Source organism: Cupriavidus sp. 01L43 (genome assembly GCF_056399925.1).
Map to the genome: position 1 here is coordinate 95,540 of NZ_JBFTSH010000011.1, position 19,153 is coordinate 114,692.

A 19,153-nucleotide genomic window follows, 5' to 3' on the forward strand; every position below is an offset into this window, starting at 1 on the left:
ACTACCGAGCTTCCCGCCTTCGCAAACTGGCTCGTTCAGCCGCGCACATGGTTGACCAGCGAGCCGATCCCGCGGATCGACACCTCCACCACAGAACCCTCCTTCATCGACCCGACCCCGATCGAGGTGCCGACGGCGATCACGTCGCCCGGCATCAACGTCATGTCCCGCGACAGCAGGCTGACCTGCTCCTCGGGCGAAAAAACAATGTCGGACAACGGGTAGTTCTGGCGCTCGACGCCGTCCAGACGCGTCACCACGCTGGCGCTTCGCCAGTCAAAGCCGGAGACAATGGCCGGACCGACGCAACCGAAGGTGTCGGAACCCTTGGCGCGCGTCCACTGCGGGAAGTTGGGATCGGCATTGAGCAGCTCGCTCGCCGTGACGTCATTGACGATGGTGTAGCCGAAGATGTGCGAGGCAGCCTCGGCGAGCGGCACATTCCGGCATTCGCGGCCAATGACGATGCCGAGTTCGCCTTCGTAGGCGATCTTGCCGGTATACCCGCTCGGACGCAGGATGCCGTCGCCGGGGCCGGCCAGCGAACTTGCCGGCTTCAGCAGGAACAGCGGATGCACGGGCACCGCTTTCTCCAGCCGGGCCGCGAGGGCGTGAAAGTTGTTCCACAGCGCCACGATCTTGCCCGGCTGGCACGGGGCCAGCAGGTCCAGCGAGGCGTAGCTGTAGCTATTGCCCGTGGGGCGAGGATCGGTATAGCCAGGGCCATCGCATTCGATGACGCGGTCGGCATCACCCTCGTCAAGCCGGCCATAAGCGGCGTCGCCATCAGGACGGCGGAAGCGAATCCAGGTTTGCACGGCAGAACTCCTCTGACAGGCGCGAGCGTGCCGCGCCTGCTCTTTCAGCAGAGAATGGAGAGACCCCCGTCAGGGGCTGTGGAGACGAGGCACCGGCCGTGGCCGGACGCCTCGGGTCAGATCGCTCCCGCCAGGCGCAGCGCAGCAATCTGGGCCGGCGACCGCCCCAGCGACTCGAGGATCTCGTTGGTGTGCTCCCCCAGCAGCGGCGAGCGCTCGACGTTCACCGGCGAGTCGGACAGTGTGATCGGCGAGCCGAGCTGCACGTATTTGCCGCGCACCGGGTGCTCCAGCTCGATCAGGAACCCGCGCTCGTACATCGACTGGTCCCCGATCAGGTCCTTCATCGACAATATCGGGCCACACGGCACATCCACCTCGTTGAGTGCGTTCATCACCTCGAACTTGGTGTGGCCCAGGGTCCATTGCTCGATGATGCCGAAGCACGCGGCGAGCTTTTTCAGACGCACTTCAGGCGTGGCGAATTCCGGATCGGTGATCAGATCTTCGCGGCCGCACAGGCGCATCAGCGGCTCCCAGCCCTGCGGCTGGATGATGACGTAGACGTAGTCGTTCGCACCGCCCGGCGCGCAGCGCAGCGCAGCGCCCGGCTGGCCGCCGCCCGACGCATTGCCCGCGCGCGGCACGTGGTCGTCGAACTGATCGTTGGGGTACTCGCGCAGCGGGCCGGCATCCAGGCGCTGTTGGTCGCGCAGTTTCACGCGGCACAGGTTCAGTACGGCGTCCTGCATGGCGACTTCCACGCGCTGGCCGCGCCCCGAATGCTCGCGCTGCAGCAGTGCGCCCAGGATCCCGACCACGCAGTGCACGCCCGTACCCGAATCGCCGATCTGCGCGCCCGTCACCAATGGCATGCCGCTGGCTTCGCCTGTCGTCGATGCGGCACCGCCCATGCACTGGGCCACGTTTTCATACGCCTTGCAGTCCTGGTAGGGGCCAGGACCGAAGCCCTTGATCGACGCATAGACCATGCGCGGATTCAGGTCCTGGATATGTTCCCAGTCGAATCCGGCGCGGGCCAGCACGCCCGGACCGAAGTTCTCGATCAGCACATCGCTCTGCTGAATCAGGTCTTCCAGCAGTGCCTTGCCTTCCGGCGTTTTCATATTGAGCGTCAGGCTACGCTTGTTGCTGTTCAGCATGGTGAAGTACAGGCTGTCAGCGTTGGGCACGTCACGCAGCTGGCTGCGCGTGATGTCACCACGTCCGGGCAATTCGACCTTGATCACGTCGGCGCCCATCCAGGCCATCAACTGCGTAGCCGAGGGGCCGGCCTGAACGTGCGTCATGTCCAGGACGCGAATGCCGTCCAGGGCTTTGCGTTGCGCCATGGTGCTGCTCTGACTTTGGTTGGTAGCCTCGGCCATGCTCGTCTCCTGATTTGTGCTTCGCTCTTTTGACATACAGTATGTGGTATATCAGCAAGATGCAAGAGGGTTTAAACCCGAATCATGGAAGTTTCGACGCTGCATCGCAGCAAATGCGCATAGGCCGTTCCAAGGACAGCCCCTCGCCTGCGAGATGGGCAAATAGCCAAAGAAACGTGCCAAAGAAAAAGCCCCAACGTGCCGTAAAGCTGTTGGGGCGCAAGAAGATTCGGCCACATCGCGGAACAATGCCCGCGCTCCGTCATGGGCTGGGCGACGGGGCGTGCATGACGTGGCCGGCAGTCAGTCCAGGAAGTCGCAGTTCTTTTCCACGTAGTCGGCCAGGTCCAGCGAGTGCTGGCGCACCAGCTTCTCGGCCAGTTCCGTATCGCGCTTCTCCAGCGCCTCGATAATCCGCAGATGATCGACGATCGACCGCGCGGCGCGGTCGCTCTGCGAGATCGTCATTTTCCGAATCGCACGCACATGGACGAAGATGTTCTTGATCGCGTCCATGATGATCTGCGACTTCGATAGCTGCACGATCGCCTGGTGAAAGACGATGTTGGCGTCGGAATACTCTTCGATGTGTTCGGCTGGCGTGGAGTCTCGGAAGCTGTCGAACATGTGTCGCAGTTTGCCGATTTCCTCGTCGGTGGCATGGAGCGTGGCCAGGCGGGCCGCCATACTCTCCAGCGCGGCCCAGACCTGGATCATCTCCACGATCTCGCGCTTGGTCTTGCGCATGATGTAGATGCCGCGGCGCGGCACCGTGCGCAGGAAGCCTTCCTGCTCGAGCAGCGTCATCGCCTCGCGGATCGGCGTGCGGCTCACGCCCAGCGCTTCGGACAGCACGCGCTCGTCCAGCCGCACTTCCTCTCGCGACTGATAGATATCGGCATCGGCAATGGCCTGGCGCAGCATCGCATAGGCCTGGTCGCGCAGGCTGGCGCCCGCGTTGATCGGCTGCAGCGACAGGGTCAGGCCGGCGGGCTGGACTTCGGGTGTTTGGGCGGACATGAATGCACTCGTCTATGACCGGCGCCCCGGGGGCCGAGGCGGCCTCCGGCGGCGTCCCGCCCCACTCCACTGCCGGGACCTGACGCGCGGACGCATGGTGTCCAGTTTGGCATGGCGCCATGCGGTTTGCTCATCAATCTCGTCGATGATCGCGCGTCAAGAACCCGAACGGGTGAGAAAGGGGCGGGTCCGGCCTTTCGTATATGGTATATCAAGATCACCACATCGCCGGGGATTTCTCCCGCGTCATGCCGCGCGCGCCACCGGCACGGGCGGCGCAGTCTGACCGCCCTGCGCCATCCTGTCGCGCTGCTTGATCAGCCCCAGCACGGCATCGACCATCGGCGTGGGCTGGCCGATCATCCGGCCCATCTCCTGCACCACGGTCAGCAAGGGGTCGATTTCCATCGCCCGGCCGGCCTCCAGGTCCTGCAGCATCGAGGTCTTGTGCGCCCCCACCGCGCCGGCGCCGTCGATACGCCGCTCCACATCGACCCGAAAGTGCACGCCAAAGCGCTCGGCAATCGCCTTGGCCTCCAGCATCATCTGGCGCGACAGCGCGCGCGTGGCTGGGTCGGACGTGATGATGTCCAGCGTGGCATGCGTCAGCGCGCTGATCGGATTGAAGCAGAGGTTGCCCCACAGCTTGAGCCAGATCTCATCGCGGATGTTGTCGCGCACGGGCGCGTCGAGGTCCGCCTTGACCATCAGGTCGGCGAGTTGCGTCACGCGCGAGGAACGGCTTCCATCTGGCTCGCCGATAGGAAACTTCTTACCGTAGACATGGCGGATCACGCCCGGCGCCTCGATCTCGGCGGCCGGATACAGCACGCAGCCGATCGCCCGTTCCGGCCCGAGCCCGCGCCACTGCTTGCCGCCTGGGTCCACGCTCTCCAGCGTGCGCCCGGCGAACTCGCCGCCATGCTTGTGGAAGTACCAGTAGGGAATGCCGTTGACGCCGGTCACGACTGCCGTTTCCGGCCCGAGCAGCGGCTGCATCAGATCCACCACGCCGGGCACCTGGTGCGCCTTGAGCGTGATGAACACATAGTCCTGCGGACCCAGCTCGCGCGGATCGCTGGTGCAGCGCACGCGCGCCACGCGCTCCTCGCCTTCGATATGAAGGCGCACGCCGTTGGCCTGCATGGCCGCCAGATGCGGCCCGCGTGCGATAAAACTCACGTCGGCGCCCGCGAGCGCCAACTGCGCGCCCATGTAGCCGCCAATTGCCCCTGCCCCATAGATACAGATCTTCATGGGTTGTCTCCTCGATGGTTGTGATGACCGGTATTATTTTGATATATCACATACTATATTCCAGTCTTGGCGTTTCACAACCTCAATCTCGCCCTATCTGATGTCCCCTGCACCGCCGGCGTGCGCTACCATGATCCTGGTAGTCCGCTTTCGGGTAGCCCTGCCCCAGCCCACCCCAACCAAGGAGTTCGCATGGAATCGCTACTCGCGCTGGCGCGCGACCCGGCCGCCTGGGCCGCCCTGGCCACGCTCGTGGCCATGGAGGTCGTGCTCGGCATCGACAACCTCATCTTCATCTCCATCCTGACCAACAAGCTGCCCGAGGCCATGCGCGAGAAGGCCCGACGGCTGGGGATCAGCCTGGCGCTGGTAATGCGCCTGGGCTTGCTGGCGACGATTGCCTGGATCGTGGCGCTGACCGAGCCGGTCTTCACGCTCCTCGGCAAGGGCATTTCGTGGCGCGACATCATCCTGATCGCCGGGGGCGCGTTCCTGGTCTGGAAGGCCACGCGTGAGATCCATCAGCACGTCGCGCCCGAGCCCGGGCACGGCGAGGAAGGCATGGTCGCCCGCGCCGCGCCGGGCTTCGCGATGGCCATCGGCCAGATCCTGGTGCTCGACCTCGTGTTCTCGGTCGACAGCATCATCACCGCCGTAGGCATGACCGACCACGTGCCGATCATGTTCGTGGCCGTCATCGCCGCCGTGACCGTGATGCTGTTCGCGGCCACGCCGCTGGCGAACTTCATCAACGCCAATCCCACCATCATCATGCTGGCGCTGGCCTTCCTGATCATGATCGGCATGACGCTGATTGCCGACGGGCTGGGTCACCACGTGCCGAAGGGCTACATCTATACAGCGATGGCGTTCTCGTGCGGCGTGGAGGCGTTGAATATGCTGGCGCGACGGCGGCGCAGCCGGCGCGCGGCGTCGCCGCCGGCCTGATATCGGGTATTCGGGCGCGGTGGCTGGCGAGCCGCCTGCCCGAGCGGGTATGATGGCTGTCTTTGCTGTCATCCCCACTCACACGCATCCATGCTTCCTGCGGATCTTGCCGGCGCCGACGGCGACCAGAGCGCGTCGCTGCCGCGTTCCGAACGGGCCTACCAACAACTCCGGGGCGCGATCCAGGCCGGCCACCTGCCGCCCGGCACGCGCCTGCGCGAGGTGGAACTGGCCGAATCGCTAGGGTTGTCGCGCACGCCGGTGCGCGAGGCGCTGTCGCGGCTCGAGTCCGAAGGGCTCGTCGTCAACGAGCCGAATCGCGGCATGATGGTGACGCGGCTCGACGCCAGCATGGTGAGCGAGCTGTACGTCATGCGCGAGGTACTGGAATCCACTGCCGCCGCGCTGGCTGCCCGCCACGCCACCGATGTGGAAATCTCGTTGTTGCGCGATATTGTCGAGCGCGACCTGGCCTTCGCCGAAGATCCCGACAAGCTGGCGGTCAACAATCGCCTGTTCCACGAGACGCTGCACCGCTGCGCGCACAATCGCTATCTGCTGAAGACCTTGCGCTCGCTGCACGAGTCGATGGCGCTGCTCGGCCGCTCCACGCTGGCCGTGCCGGGCCGCGCCCGGGGCTCATACGAGGAACATCTGGCGCTGGTGGAAGCGCTCGAGGCCCGCAACCCGGCGCAGGCCGAGCAGATCGCCCGGCGCCATATCCAGCAGGCGTACAAGGTGCGGCTGTCGCTGTGGATCGAGGAACAGTCAGCAGGCGGTCAATCGCTATCGTTTTGATTGATCGATAGTTTTCGATCCCGCCTAGCCCCAACAGCCCCAGCAGCCCCGCCCAGTGCGGGGCTTTGTTTTGGAATGTTGGGGTGGATTGTTTAATCCACGAGAAGAGTGTGTTCCCTCGCGCGTGCTATGCCGGGCCGGCCGCGCTTGCTATCGTCCATACCGAGGCCGAGGCTCTTCTCTCCCTTTTCGGCCTCACGTCACCTCCGTGGCGGTTTTTTCTTTGAGGCGCGGCCTGATCGCCGCGCCTCCTTTCTTAGGGAGGTCTGCCATGACCGACAAATCCGCCGACAAATCCGTCAGGATTCCCGGCCCGGATCATCCGATCACGATCACGCCCCAGGGCGGGCGCGTGGTGGTGACCGTAGCGGGCCGTGTGGTTGCCGATACCCGCCGCGCCTTGACGCTCGCCGAGGCCTCATACCCGCCAGTCCAGTACATTCCGCGCGAAGACGTGGACATGTCTCAACTGACGCGCACCCAGCACACCAGCCACTGTCCCTACAAAGGCGATGCGGCCTACTACAGCATTCCCGCCGGCGGCACCCGCACGGACAACGCCGTGTGGACCTACGAATCGCCCCATCAGGCGGTTGCCCAGATCGCTAATCATCTGGCCTTCTACCCGGATCGTGTCGATCGCATCGAAGTGACGCGTTAATCACCAAAAAAGCCAAAAGCCGACCCGCCGCACACCTCGAAGGGCTGTACGGCGGGTCGGCTTTTCAATGGCGGCGCCAGGAGGCGCCGCAGGCACTACAGGGGTGTTCTGACCGGATTAACCGTTCGCGTAGACGACCTTGGCCTTGCGCGCTTCCGCTTGCAGGCGGGAGAAAACATTCTGCACAGCAGCCACAACGCGCTTCACGTCGTTGGCAAAACCCAGGCTTTGCGTGCCCAGTTCGCGCTCGATCAGGTCGCGTTCGAGTTGATCGGTCATCTTGATGTCGGATTGGGTGTTCATGGCTTCCTTCCTTGAGGGATTACCCTTATGGGGTTTTCCCGAATTGTAGCAGAAGGATTGTCGCAATGCAGCATTAGGTGATAGTACGTATGCAGGGAAGCAACGCAAGCCGTCTTCCCCTTGGACATTCCACCAGGCGCCGGCAGCCATGAAGCGACGAGGAACGCACCCCGCGTCCAGTACTATCGCCTTCATGACGACTTCGAGACACACCATGACCGATACCGAAACATTCCTGCGCGAAGCCATCCGGCTCGCCCAAGCCAATATGGAGGCCGGCGGACGGCCCTTTGGCGCAGTGATCGTGCGCGACGGCAAGGTAATCGCCACCGGCGTCAACGAAATCCTGACCACCAACGATCCCACCTCGCATGCCGAGCTGAACGCCATCCGGGCTGCCAGCCAGGCGTTGGACCGCCCAAGCCTTGCTGGCTGCGCGGTATATGCCAGCGGACATCCGTGCCCGATGTGCATGGCGGCCATGCGCTTGGCCGGCGTGACGCAGGTGGCGTACGCCTATTCGAATGACGATGGGGAACCGTTCGGCCTTTCGACAGCGGCGATCTACGCGGACTTGGCGCGGCCGTTCGCGGAACAGTCAATGAACATCGACTATGTGCCCGTCAGGCTGGACGGCGTCGCGGACCTGTATGCGGACTGGAGAACCCGACAGGGCACGGCCAAATCCTGAGGACCTGAAGCGGCCACGGGCGCCTTGATGGCCGGGTGGCGCGGTGATGGTCGGCCACGTACGCCACATATCGTTATCGTGTTTCCTTCGTTCCGTTGCGAGAGGCCCTTCCCTATCCTGCGTAGCTTGTACGGGAAAGGACCCTCGCATGACCGCTCCGCTGGAACTCGATCCTCAACGCGCCCCACGCCAGCTGCACCTGAACCTTAACGCGCTGCACAGCGGCTTCGTGCCGTCGGCATGGCGGCTCCCGGACAGCGACCCGCTCGCATTCACCGACGTGCAGCACTACGTCAGGCTGGCCCACATCGCCGAGGCCGGCAAGTTCGATGCGATCTTCCTGGCCGACAACGCGGCCATTGCGGACCAGATCAACTTCCGGCCGATTACTGCGCTGGAACCCACTGTGCTACTGGCCTGCGTGGCCGCCGCCACGACGCACATCGGGCTGGTCGCTACCGCCTCGACGAGCTACAACGAGCCGTACAACATCGCCCGCCGCTTTGCCACGCTCGACCATGTCAGCGGCGGTCGCGCGGGCTGGAACGTCGTGACCACCGCCGACGCTGCCTCGGCACGCAACTTCGGCCACGACGCCGTGCCCGACCATGCGCAGCGCTATGCGCGGGCGGACGAGTTCACGACCGTGGTGCGCGCGCTATGGGATAGCTGGGAGGACGATGCCTTCATCGGCGACAAGCGGGACGGCCGCTTCGTCGATACCCGCAAACTTCAGCCCATTGCGCACCGCGGCGCGTCGTTTAGCGTGCAAGGGCCGTTGAACCTGCCCCGTTCGGCGCAAGGGCATCCGGTGCTGTTCCAGGCTGGCGGCTCGGCGGACGGCCAGGAACTGGCAGCGCGGCATGCTGAAGCGGTGTTCTCGGCGGCGCAGTCGATCGAGGAATCCATCGAGTATGGCCGGCGGATCAACGCGCAGGCCGAAGCCATCGGGCGCGGCCCGCACGCCGTGAAGATCCTGCCGGGACTCACGACCATCATCGGTGCGACCGAGGCGGAGGCGCTGCGCCGGCGCGACGAACTCGTCGACCTGATCCCGTGGGACTACAGCCTTAACCGGCTGGCCGGCACGCTGGGCATCCCGACCGACCGCCTTCGACTCGATGCGCCGCTGCCCGAGCCATTGATGCTGCCGGCCAACGGCAACGGCAACCACACGTTCTTCAACACCACTGTGGCGCTGGCCCGCCGGCGCGGGCTGACCGTGCGAGCGCTGATCCGCGAACTGGCCGGCGGTGGGGGGCACCGTGTCATCGTCGGCACGCCCGAACAGGTTGCCGACGACATCGAGCACTGGTTCCGCCAGGGCGCGGCGGACGGCTTCAACCTGATGCCGGACGTGCTGCCCGATGGCCTGAGCGCCTTCGTGGAGGGCGTGGTGCCCATCCTCCAGCGTCGCGGCATCTTCCGCACCGAGTACACGGGTCGTACCCTGCGCGACCACCTCGACCTGCCCCGGCCATCTGGCCGGGTATCCGCGCCGGAGCCCGCCACGTCGCGCGCTGCCGCCTGACCGCCTTCTTCCACCGATCACACCATACCCATCCATGAACCGCCGCGATTTCCTGGCTGCATCCACCCTGCTCTCGATTGGCCTGCCTTTCTCCGCTGAATCCTTCGCCCAGGCCACCGCCCCCGTGCGCGGCGGCGTGCTGAATGTGGCCGTCTCCCCGGAGCCCACGCTGCTGACTTCGGCGTTCATCACCACCATGAACATCGGGCAAGTCTCCAGCAAGGTGCTGGAAGGGCTGGTCGCCTACGATCTGAACCTGAAACCCGTGCCCGCGCTGGCGACGGCGTGGAACACCTCGCCGGACGGGCTCAAGACCACCTTCCAGCTCCGCAAGAACGTCAAGTGGCACGACGGCAAGGACTTCACCGCCGCCGATGTCCAGTACACCCTGCTCGAAGTCTGGAAGAAGCTGCATCCATTTGGGCGCGCAGCGTTCGCCAACGTCACGGCAGTCGACACGCCGGACCCGCACACGGTCATCATCCGGCTGTCCTCGCCGGCCCCGTACCTGATCAACTACATCAACACCTACGGCGCGCAGATCCTGCCGCGCCACCTGTATGAAGGCAAGGACGTGCTCAGCAACCCGCTCAACAGCGCGCCGGTTGGCACGGGCCCGTTCGTGTTCAAGGAGTGGGTCAAGGGCAGCCATGTCCGGCTGGAGCGCAATCCGCACTACTGGCAGGCCGATCAGCCCTATCTCGACGGTATCGTCTTCAAATTCATCCCAGACGCCGCCGCGCGCACCGTGGCGCTGGAAGCCGGCGAGCTGGACGTGGCGCTCGGCTCCAGCATTCCGCTGTCGAACCTGAACCGCTTCCAGGACAAGCAGCGCTACCGCATCAACACCGACGACGGCCGCTACCTGGCAACGATCTTCCTGACGCAGTTCAACGTGCGCAAGCCCTACTTCGCCGACAAACGCGTGCGCCAGGCGTTCGCCCATGCGATCGATCGCAACGCGCTGCTCAAGGTGGTGTTTCTCGGCTACGGCAAGCCGGCCACGGGTCCGGTGCCTTCGTCGGTAGTCAACTACTACGCCGGCGACACCCGCCAGTACCCCTTCGATGTGAAGAAAGCGGCGGCGCTGCTCGACGAGGCTGGCTTCAAGCCCGGCAAGGACGGCAAGCGGCTGCGCATCACGCTCGACTACGATGGCGGCGGCGGCGTCACCGCCAGCCGGCCTGCCGAGTTCATCAAGCAGTCGCTTGCGCGCGTCGGCGTGGAGGTGGAGTTGCGCGCCGGTGACACCGCCACCTACCTGCGGCGCGTGTTCACTGACCAGGATTACGACCTGATGATCTCGAGCCTGCATCGCCTGCCCGATCCCACGCTCGGCGTGCAGCGCCTGTTCTGGACCAAGAACATCATCAAGGGCGCGCCGTGGACCAACGGCTCGGGGTACTCGAATCCCGAACTCGACCGGATCATGGAGGCGGCCGGACGCGAAGCCGATGACGGCAAGCGCAAGGCGCTGATCCGCAACTGGCAACAGATCGTGCAGGAAGATGTGCCCGTGCTGGATCTCGTCGAGCAGACCTGGGTCACGGTATCGACGGCGCGCTTCCGGAAGGCCACTGCGCAGGGCGACGGATTGTTCGCCTCGTATGCCGATGCCTGGCTCACACCCAAGGCATAAGCGCATGCGCCGCCCCGCCCTTGTGTTCCTGCGCCAGCGCCTGTTGCAGGTGATACCCGTGGTGCTTGGCATTGCCTTGCTGAACTTCGTGATCCTCCAGCTCGCGCCCGGCGATGTGGTCGACGTGCTGGCCGGCGAGGCCGGCGCGGCGACGCCCGAGACCATGGCCCAACTGCGCGCGAACTTCGGGCTAGACCAGCCGATGTGGCTACAGCTCGCGCATTACCTGCGACAGATCGCCACGCTGGATCTCGGCTTTTCGTACCGCCAGAACATGCCGGTCTTCACCCTGATCGTGAACCGCCTGCCGGCCACGTTGTTGCTGATGACGCTCGCCATGGGCATCGCGCTGGTCCTTGGCATTGCCCTCGGCGTCGTGGCCGCCGTGCGCGTGCATCGCTGGCCCGACCGCCTCATCTCGCTGGGAACGCTGGTGGCCTACGCCATGCCAACGTTCTGGCTCGGCCTGATGGCCATCGTGCTGTTCTCCGCGCGACTGGGCTGGCTGCCGTCTGGTGGCATGACCGATGTCAGCGCCGCCCATACGGGGCTGGCCTACTTCGGCGATGTGGCGCGCCACGCCATCCTGCCGGCCTGCACGCTGGCAACGTTCTATCTGGCGGTCTACACGCGCCTGGTACGCACCGCGATGCTGGAGCTGGACGGCGCAGACTTCGTGCGCACCGCGCGCGCCAAGGGCGCTGGCGAGATCCGCGTCACGCTCGTCCACGCGCTGCGCAACGCCTTGCTTCCGCTGGTGACGATGGCAGGCTATCAGGTGGCCTCGCTGCTCAGTGGGGCCGTGCTCGTCGAGTCGGTCTTCAGCTGGCCGGGCCTGGGGCGCCTTGCGTTCGAATCGGTCCTCGCGCGGGATTTCAACCTGCTGCTCGGCATCCTGCTGCTCAGCTCGCTTCTGGTCATCGTTGTGAACATCTTCGTCGATCTGCTTTACGCGGCCATTGACCCGCGTGTGGCCGTGGTCCGCACTGGCGCACGGCCATGACTGCAGCGACCGCTTCCGTTTTCGCGCGATCCCGTCCGCGGGCGCTCTGGCGCACCATCACGCGACATCCGGCCGTCTCGCTCGGCGCGCTGCTGATGCTGATCGTCGTCCTTGCTGCCGTAGTGGGGCCCGTTGTGTTCCCGGGCGACCCGTGGGAAATGGCAGGTCCGCCGATGCTGTGGCCCGGCGAGGACCCGTCTCACCCGCTTGGCACCGACTTCATGGGGCGCGACCTCGCCACGGGGCTGGCGGCCGGCGCGCGCGTCTCGCTGCTGATCGGACTGGTCAGTACCGCGCTGGCGGCCACCCTCGGCATTGCCGTCGGCGCTATCGGCGGGTATTTCCGTGGACGCGTCGACGCCGCACTGATGCGGCTGACCGAAGTCTTCCAGACGGTGCCGAAGTTTGTCCTCGCCGTGGTGCTGGTGGCGATCTTCAAGCCATCCGTCACAACCGTGGTGCTGGCTATTGGCGTGGTGTCATGGCCCGCCACCGCGCGGCTGGTACGCGCCGAGTTCCTGTCGCTACGCGAGCGCGAGTTCGTACTCGCCGGCGAGACCATCGGCATGGGCCACACGCGCCTCATCGTCACGCAACTGCTGCCCAATGCGCTGCCGCCCGTGATCGCCATGGCGACCCTCACGGTTGCCACCGCGATCCAGACCGAAGCCTCGCTGGCCTTCCTCGGTCTCGGCGACCCCAACGTCATGAGCTGGGGCACGATCATTGGCAGTGGGCGCGAACAAGTCGTGGACGCCTGGTACATCTGTGGCCTGCCCGGCTTTGCCATCGTGCTGACCGTGCTGGCCTTCAACCTGCTCGGTGACGGTCTCAACGATGCCTTGAACCCCCACCTGCGCCAACGACGGAGCTGACGCCATGACGCTGCTCGATGTGCGCGCGCTGCGCACCACCTTCACCACCGCCAACGGCCCCGTCACCGCGCTGCACGACGTCTCGGTGCACATCGATCGCGGCGAGACGCTGGCGCTCGTTGGCGAAAGCGGCTCGGGCAAGTCCGTGACGGCCTACTCGATCATGGGCCTGCTGCCACGCCGCACGGCAAGGATTGCGGGTGGACAGGCCTTATTTGATGGCACGGACCTGTTGGCGCTGGACGCACGTGCGATGCAGGACATCCGTGGCAACCGGATCGCCATGATCTTCCAGGAGCCGATGTCTGCGCTCAACCCCGTGATGCGGATCGGCGACCAGATTGCCGAGGCGATTCGCCTGCATCGGCAGGTAACGCGCGCGCAGGCTGCCGAACGCGCGGTGGGGCTGCTCGAGCAGGTTCGCATGCCATCACCAGCCGCGCGCGCCGGCGACTATCCACACCAGTTGTCCGGCGGCATGCGGCAGCGGGCAATGATCGCCATCGCGCTGGCCTGCGAGCCCGACCTGCTGATTGCCGACGAGCCAACCACCGCGCTGGACGTCACGACCCAGGCCCAGATCCTTGCGCTGCTCAAGCGTCTCCAGGCGGAGACCGGCATGGCGATGCTGCTGATTACGCACGACCTCGGCGTGGTGGCGGAGACCGCCGACCGCGCGGCCGTCATGTACGCGGGCCGTATCGTGGAACACGGTGATGTGGGCGACCTGCTGTCACACCCCACTCATCCGTACACGGCGGGCCTGCTCGCCTCCCTTGCCATCGAGGCACTCCCGCCCGGCGCGCGGCTGCCGGAGATCCCCGGCACGGTACCGCCGTTGTCCGCCATGCCACCAGGCTGCGCCTTCGCGCCGCGCTGCGCACACGCACTGCCCCGATGCCGGACGGAGATCCCAACACTGCGAAGCGAAGGCGGTCGCCAAACCGCGTGCCATGCCCCGCTGAGCTTGCCGGTGCGCAGCATCCCAGTTCTCGAAGAGGTGGCGGCATGACCGAGCCGTTGCTTGCGCTGCGCAATGTCACGCGGCATTTCCAAACCCAGACGGGTGTCGTGCGGGCCCTTGACGACGTTTCGCTCCACGTGTCACGTGGCGAGACGCTCGGCCTCGTCGGCGAAAGTGGCTGCGGCAAATCCACGGTGGCACGCGTGGCCATGCGCCTGACGGACGTCGATACCGGCCGCGTGCTGCTCGATGGCGAGGACATTGGCGCGCGGCGCGGCAGCGCGCTCGATACGATCCGTACGCGCCTGCAGATGGTGTTCCAGGACCCCGCCGCCTCGTTGAACCCACGCACCACCGTGGGACGGGCGCTGGAGGAGCCGCTGATCGTGCATCGTCGGGGCGCTTCGGCAGCGCGGCGCGCGCGCGTGGCGGAGATGCTCGACAAGGTCGGCCTGCATGCCGATATGGCCGCACGGCTGCCGCATGAGCTGTCTGGCGGTCAGCGTCAGCGCGTGGCGATTGCGCGGGCGTTGATGCTCGAACCGGACCTGATCGTCTGTGACGAAGCGGTGTCCGCGCTCGACGTCTCCATCCGCGCCCAGGTGTTGAACCTGTTGCTGGACCTGCGCGACACGCTCGGCATTGCCTACCTGTTCATCTCGCACGACCTCCCCGTGGTGCGCCATATGTCCGACCGCATCGCCGTGATGTATCTGGGGCAGGTGGTCGAACAGGGCCCCCGCGATGCGGTCTGGGATTCAGCGCTGCATCCGTACACGCGTGCGTTGATCGCTTCGGCACCTTCGGCGCGCCGCGAAGCGCGCGAGCGTCCCGGCGCGGTCATCGAGGGGGAACTGCCCAGCCCACTGGCGCCGCCGGCAGGTTGCCGCTTTCACACCCGTTGCGCGTATGCCAGCGCACAATGCCGCGAGTCCGCACCAGTTTTGCGGGAGCGTGACGCGGGTCACTGGGTAGCTTGCCACGTTGCGTAGTGGCAGGGCGTCATCGCAACTCGGCGTATCCACGGCGATGCGCCTCGTCTTCCATCTGCGCATGCGGCAGGTAGTCCGCCACCGTGGCGGGCACGAGGTCGCGCAGCCGTAGCCGTGCGCAGAGTGCGGCGTCCTCGCGCAGGCACGCGCGCAGCGCCAGCCTGACATTGTCGAGGAGCGCCTGCCCCACCCGGCGCGAGGCGATGAAGGGCAACCCTGCCACAGCACGTGTTTCGCCGATCTGGCGCAGGCCCTCCAGCTTCGCCGGCATGTGCTCGCGCGCGAAGGCCAGCGTGACGCAATCAATGGCCGCCACGTCCGCCTCACCTTCCGCAACGGCCGCCAGCGAGCACAGGTGCGAACCCGTATAGACCGTGTGCGCGAAGAATCGCCCGTCGCGCGCCAGTGGCGCAACGGCGTGGCGCAACGCATTCATGCCACTATGAGATGTGCAATCGTTGCATGCCACCCGCATGCCCTGGCAGTCTGTCAACGTGGCAGGGCCATCCTTCGCACGCACCATGATCGCGCTGGTATAGCGATGCCCCACGCATCCGCGCGCCGCGAAACTCGGCGTCCCGACCAATTGAACATGGCCGGCGAGGCCACGGATCAGCGGGTAACCGCAGGTCTGCGACAGCAGTACGTCGTCACGACGCCAGAACGCGTGCAGCGCCTCCGCGCCCTCTCCCGGCTCCACGACGGACAACGCTACGGGCGTATCGCTTCGTGCCAGCCGTTCCGCGATTCGAGCCAGCAGCGCGTGCCAGTCTTCCCGCAAGGCGGGGCTCACGTTGTACATCGGCAGTGCGGCCACCCAGCGTTCAGGTGCGCTCATGGTGTCCTCCTGCGTCCCTGGGGCGCTCCGCCGGGGCGTGATACACCGGATGCGCCACCGGTGCCACGGCACGCAACGCGTATCGAAAGATCCATTCGCGATAGCCGCGCACCAGGAATCCGTCGGTGCGCGCCAGGTAGTCCCCGGCACGCCGACGATAGACCCAAGCAAGTGCAAACCATGGCACTGCTGGCAGATCGTGATGCACGAGGTGATAGTTGTTGTTCAGGAACAGGAGCCGCCACGCCCATCCGGCATCGTTGATCACGCTGCGCGCGCCAAACGGCGGATCCACACGATGCTCATGGAAGGAACGGATCGCGGCAAGCGACAGCGCCGGGTATCCCACGCCCGCCAGCACCAGCCACGCCGGCATCCCGCAGGAGGTATCGAGCCACACCAGCAGCACGCCTAGCGCCAGCAGATGGGCGATCCACGTCGGCACATCCTCCCAGTTGCCGTGTCGAACCCGGCCCACGGCATCGGCGCCAATCGAGGCAATGGCAAACGCCGGCTGGAGCAACACACGCCCTGTCAGCGTATTGCGCGCCGCGTAGAGCCTGCGCACCAGCGGCCCGGCTGCGTGCCAGTCACCGGCGTACAGGAAGTAGCTTTCCGGATCGCCATCCGGATGGGTGAGGTCCGCAGCATGGTGCTCCAGATGTGAGCGCCGGTAGATGCCGTATGGCAGCCAGATGCCAAGTGGTGCGGCGCCTAGCAGGGCATTGAGCCACGGCAGCCGGGTGGGATGGCCGTGCAGCAGTTCATGTTGCAGTGACAGGAACCACGTGGTCGCCAACGTCAGCAGCACGCAGGCGAGCGGCAGCCCGATCCGGTTGGCGTTGACCGCCACGCCGAACCACGACGCGTAGACGGCAACGATCAGCAGCCAGGTTGGCAATTCCGATCGCCACAGCCAATGACGGGCGGCGTGGGCCAGTTCGGCGCGCTGTCTGTTGTCGAGGTAGGTGGCCATGAATGCTGTGATGCAACGGGAAATGGACGTTCAGCTTACGGGCATGAGCCGCCGGACCGGAACGATTGAATGACCATATGAATATGCGCGTGCCCGGTGTCGGAGCACTTCCCGGCGTATTCCTCATGAGCTCATTCACCCGACGCCGGTGGGCGACCGTGACGGCATTCCCACGCGCCACCGCACAGCCGGATTTCGCATATGAATCGCACGCGCAAGCGATATCGACATGCGGATATCGTGCTTCGCCGTTCCCGCCGTATTGATTACCCTGAGTGGCCCCGAACCACGATGACGACATGGGAACTATCGATACGCTGGCGCCGCGCGACGCGGCCGTCAACCCGCACCCTGCCCCGCGCGGCGAAGCGCTACCGCCGGCCGGGGAAGTCGCCGTGCTGCGCGAGCGCGCGAGGGCATTACTGCCCGAGATCGCGGCCGAGGCCAGCGCGCGTGAGTCCCGGCGCGAGCTGCCCTTTGCGCTCGCCCGAAAGATCGCGAACGCTGGCCTGCTGACGTTCAGGATACCCAAGGCATATGGCGGCCCGGGTGGCAGCATTCGGGACACGATCCAGTTCGTCATCGACCTCGCGGCGGTCGACGCCAATCTCGCTCAATCTCTGCGGCCGAACTTCGGCCTCGTGGAAGGGATATTGGCAGGACAGGACAACGAAGCCGAACGCGACCGCTGGTTCAACCGCTTACTGTCTGGCCAGATCATCGGGAATGGCGGCATCGAACGCGGTGGCAAGCAGGGCGAAGTCAGGGCGACCATCGTGCGGAACGACGACCATCACGTCGTCAACGGCACGAAGTACTACAGCACCGGGGCACTGTACGCGGACTGGGTCACGTCCATCGCCCTGGACGAGACCGGGCAGGAAACTCATTTCACGGTGCCACGCCAACGCGCGGGCATGGAACTCGTCGATGACTTCGACACCATCGGACAACGCCTCACCGCCAGCGGCACTACGCGCTTTACGGACATGCGAGTGGAGCCGGACGAAGTCCGCCGCAGTCATGTTCCGCGGGACCGCCGGAATCCCGTCACGCCCGTGTTCCAGCTCTTCCTCGCCGCTACCGAGGCCGGCATCGCACGCAACGCGTTGAACGATGCGATCTGGTTCGCGCGCAACAAGGCGCGGCCCATCAAGCACAGTTCGGCTGAGCACTCGGTGGATGACCCCTATGTGCAGGAGACCATCGGCCAGATTGCCGCCGAAGTCTACGCGGCCGAAGCGGCCACGCTGCGCGCCGCCGACGCCATTGACGCCGCCTGGGCCGCCCACCTCAGCGATGCCTCGCTCACGCGGGCGTCCATCGATGTGGCCCAGGCGCAGTACTTCGCCGTGGGCGCCGCATTGAAGAGTGCCGAGTACGTGTTCGACGTCGGGGGCGCATCGGCGTGTGATCGTACCTACAACCTCGATCGGCATTGGCGCAATGCACGCACCGTGGCGAATCACAATCCGCGCCAGTGGAAAGCCGCTGCCGTAGGCGCCTGGCTGCTCAAGGATCAGCCCCCACCTACCACGGGTCTGTTTTAGCACCTCGCAACTCACATCAATCAGGGACTCTCACAATGAAAACATGGACGCGCGCCCTCATCGTGGCGCTTGGGGTTGGCATCGGCGCGGTCGGGGGCATGGGATCTGCCTCGGCGCAGGACGCACCGGACAAATCGAAGATCAAGGTAGGCATTTCCGCCGGCAACCAGGAGCAGATCTTCGATGTGGTCAAGAAAGTGGCCGCCCGGGACGGCCTGACGATCGACGTCGTAGTATTCAACGACTACCTGCAGCCCAACGAGGCGCTCGCGTCTGGCGATCTCGATGCGAACGCGTTCCAGCACAAGCCATTCCTCGATAGCCAGATCAAGACGCGTGGCTACAAGATCGTGCCGGCTGGCCTGACGATCACGGCGCCGCTCGGCATCTACTCCAAGAAGTACCACAGCATTGATCAACTGCCGGAAGGCGCGCGCATCGGCATCCAGAACGACCCGTCGAACGGCAATCGCGCGTTGCTGCTGTTGCAAAGGGCGGGCCTGATCAAGCTGAAGGCGGGGGTAGGCCAGAACGGTGTCAACGCGACGCCGCTCGATGTGGTGGAGAATCCGCGCAAGCTCAAGCTGGTGGAACTCGACGCCGCGCAGTTGCCGCGTGCGCTGCCTGACCTCGCGGCGGCATCGATCAACAACGACTATGCCTACCAGGCCGGACTGTCCTTGCAGAAGGACACCATTGCGATCGAGGATGCACGCGGCCCCTACGCGAATCTGATTGCCACGCGCCCGCAGGACAAGGAAAAGCCATGGGTGGCCAGACTGGTCAAGGCCTACCAGTCCGACGAGGTGCGCAACTTCATCAACACCCAGTTCAAGGGGTCGATCATCCCTGCATTCTGATCCCGAAGTCGCGCAGCGACATCTGCGTGAATGACAACGAA

At 65.4% G+C, this 19,153-nt stretch carries 19 protein-coding genes and 1 pseudogene; 13 read left to right on the forward strand and 7 right to left on the reverse strand.

Annotated elements, in window-relative coordinates:
* Nucleotides 1-35: 35 nt before the first annotated feature.
* The 4 genes from AC1DP9_RS18560 to AC1DP9_RS18575 form a co-directional block, all read right to left on the reverse strand.
* Nucleotides 36-818: a fumarylacetoacetate hydrolase family protein gene (locus AC1DP9_RS18560; RefSeq protein ID WP_144197074.1), complete on the reverse strand. Its 783-nt coding sequence runs from the start codon at nt 816-818 to the stop codon at nt 36-38.
* Nucleotides 819-934: 116 nt separating this feature from the next.
* Nucleotides 935-2,170: a formyl-CoA transferase gene (gene frc / locus AC1DP9_RS18565; RefSeq protein WP_092299960.1), complete on the reverse strand. Its 1,236-nt coding sequence runs from the start codon at nt 2,168-2,170 to the stop codon at nt 935-937.
* 339 nt (nt 2,171-2,509) lie between these two features.
* On the reverse strand, nt 2,510-3,226 hold the full coding sequence (locus AC1DP9_RS18570; protein WP_092299721.1) for a GntR family transcriptional regulator: 717 nt from the start codon (nt 3,224-3,226) through the stop codon (nt 2,510-2,512).
* 246 nt (nt 3,227-3,472) lie between these two features.
* Entirely contained in the window at nt 3,473-4,483 is a 1,011-nt protein-coding gene (locus AC1DP9_RS18575; protein ID WP_092299718.1) for a 2-dehydropantoate 2-reductase, read from the reverse strand.
* 192 nt (nt 4,484-4,675) lie between these two features.
* On the opposite strand from AC1DP9_RS18575, the gene AC1DP9_RS18580 reads away from it, so the two are divergent.
* From AC1DP9_RS18580 to AC1DP9_RS18590, 3 genes are all read left to right on the forward strand, one after another.
* Nucleotides 4,676-5,431, forward strand: a complete 756-nt coding sequence (locus AC1DP9_RS18580) for a TerC family protein (RefSeq protein ID WP_092299715.1) — start codon at nt 4,676-4,678, stop codon at nt 5,429-5,431.
* Between the two features lie 90 nt (nt 5,432-5,521).
* Nucleotides 5,522-6,229: a GntR family transcriptional regulator gene (locus tag AC1DP9_RS18585; RefSeq protein WP_092299711.1), complete on the forward strand. Its 708-nt coding sequence runs from the start codon at nt 5,522-5,524 to the stop codon at nt 6,227-6,229.
* 271 nt (nt 6,230-6,500) lie between these two features.
* A complete protein-coding gene (locus tag AC1DP9_RS18590; protein WP_092299709.1) occupies nt 6,501-6,890 on the forward strand; it encodes a DUF427 domain-containing protein in 390 nt (129 codons plus the stop codon).
* A gap of 117 nt (nt 6,891-7,007) precedes the next feature.
* Here AC1DP9_RS18590 and AC1DP9_RS18595 read toward each other — a convergent pair whose 3' ends face one another.
* On the reverse strand, nt 7,008-7,193 hold the full coding sequence (locus tag AC1DP9_RS18595; RefSeq protein ID WP_092299706.1) for a hypothetical protein: 186 nt from the start codon (nt 7,191-7,193) through the stop codon (nt 7,008-7,010).
* 214 nt (nt 7,194-7,407) lie between these two features.
* Between AC1DP9_RS18595 and AC1DP9_RS18600 the strand changes: the two genes are divergently transcribed.
* The 8 genes and pseudogenes from AC1DP9_RS18600 to AC1DP9_RS18635 all read left to right on the forward strand — a co-directional run bounded on the left by AC1DP9_RS18600 (nt 7,408) and on the right by AC1DP9_RS18635 (nt 14,888).
* Nucleotides 7,408-7,884, forward strand: a complete 477-nt coding sequence (locus AC1DP9_RS18600; protein ID WP_477108162.1) for a nucleoside deaminase — start codon at nt 7,408-7,410, stop codon at nt 7,882-7,884.
* A 148-nt stretch (nt 7,885-8,032) separates the two neighbouring features.
* Entirely contained in the window at nt 8,033-9,415 is a 1,383-nt protein-coding gene (locus AC1DP9_RS18605) for an LLM class flavin-dependent oxidoreductase (protein WP_477108163.1), read from the forward strand.
* Between the two features lie 34 nt (nt 9,416-9,449).
* A complete protein-coding gene (locus tag AC1DP9_RS18610; protein ID WP_092299697.1) occupies nt 9,450-11,054 on the forward strand; it encodes an ABC transporter substrate-binding protein in 1,605 nt (534 codons plus the stop codon).
* A 4-nt stretch (nt 11,055-11,058) separates the two neighbouring features.
* The gene (locus AC1DP9_RS18615; protein ID WP_092299694.1) at nt 11,059-12,057 is read left to right on the forward strand and encodes an ABC transporter permease; all 999 of its coding nucleotides are present in this window, start codon (nt 11,059-11,061) and stop codon (nt 12,055-12,057) included.
* Nucleotides 12,054-12,932, forward strand: a complete 879-nt coding sequence (locus AC1DP9_RS18620; protein WP_477108164.1) for an ABC transporter permease — start codon at nt 12,054-12,056, stop codon at nt 12,930-12,932. Before AC1DP9_RS18615 ends, AC1DP9_RS18620 begins: the two co-directional genes overlap by 4 nt.
* Before the next feature lie 70 nt (nt 12,933-13,002).
* A pseudogene (locus AC1DP9_RS18625) lies at nt 13,003-13,473 on the forward strand (ATP-binding cassette domain-containing protein); the annotation flags it as partial.
* 144 nt (nt 13,474-13,617) lie between these two features.
* A complete protein-coding gene (locus tag AC1DP9_RS18630) occupies nt 13,618-13,944 on the forward strand; it encodes an oligopeptide/dipeptide ABC transporter ATP-binding protein (protein ID WP_477108204.1) in 327 nt (108 codons plus the stop codon).
* Complete coding sequence (locus AC1DP9_RS18635; protein ID WP_477108165.1) at nt 13,941-14,888, forward strand: ABC transporter ATP-binding protein; 948 nt, start codon at nt 13,941-13,943, stop codon at nt 14,886-14,888. Before AC1DP9_RS18630 ends, AC1DP9_RS18635 begins: the two co-directional genes overlap by 4 nt.
* Before the next feature lie 10 nt (nt 14,889-14,898).
* Here AC1DP9_RS18635 and AC1DP9_RS18640 read toward each other — a convergent pair whose 3' ends face one another.
* Both AC1DP9_RS18640 and AC1DP9_RS18645 read right to left on the reverse strand, forming a co-directional pair.
* Nucleotides 14,899-15,726, reverse strand: a complete 828-nt coding sequence (locus tag AC1DP9_RS18640) for a phosphate/phosphite/phosphonate ABC transporter substrate-binding protein (RefSeq protein ID WP_477108166.1) — start codon at nt 15,724-15,726, stop codon at nt 14,899-14,901.
* Nucleotides 15,713-16,702, reverse strand: coding sequence for a fatty acid desaturase (locus AC1DP9_RS18645; RefSeq protein WP_092299682.1), 990 nt, complete (start codon nt 16,700-16,702; stop codon nt 15,713-15,715). Before AC1DP9_RS18645 ends, AC1DP9_RS18640 begins: the two co-directional genes overlap by 14 nt.
* A 299-nt stretch (nt 16,703-17,001) precedes the next feature.
* Between AC1DP9_RS18645 and AC1DP9_RS18650 the strand changes: the two genes are divergently transcribed.
* Together AC1DP9_RS18650 and AC1DP9_RS18655 are read left to right on the forward strand one after the other, a co-directional pair.
* Nucleotides 17,002-18,252, forward strand: a complete 1,251-nt coding sequence (locus AC1DP9_RS18650) for an acyl-CoA dehydrogenase family protein (RefSeq protein WP_477108167.1) — start codon at nt 17,002-17,004, stop codon at nt 18,250-18,252.
* Between the two features lie 98 nt (nt 18,253-18,350).
* Nucleotides 18,351-19,112: a MetQ/NlpA family ABC transporter substrate-binding protein gene (locus AC1DP9_RS18655; RefSeq protein WP_477108205.1), complete on the forward strand. Its 762-nt coding sequence runs from the start codon at nt 18,351-18,353 to the stop codon at nt 19,110-19,112.
* Nucleotides 19,113-19,153: the final 41 nt, after the last annotated feature.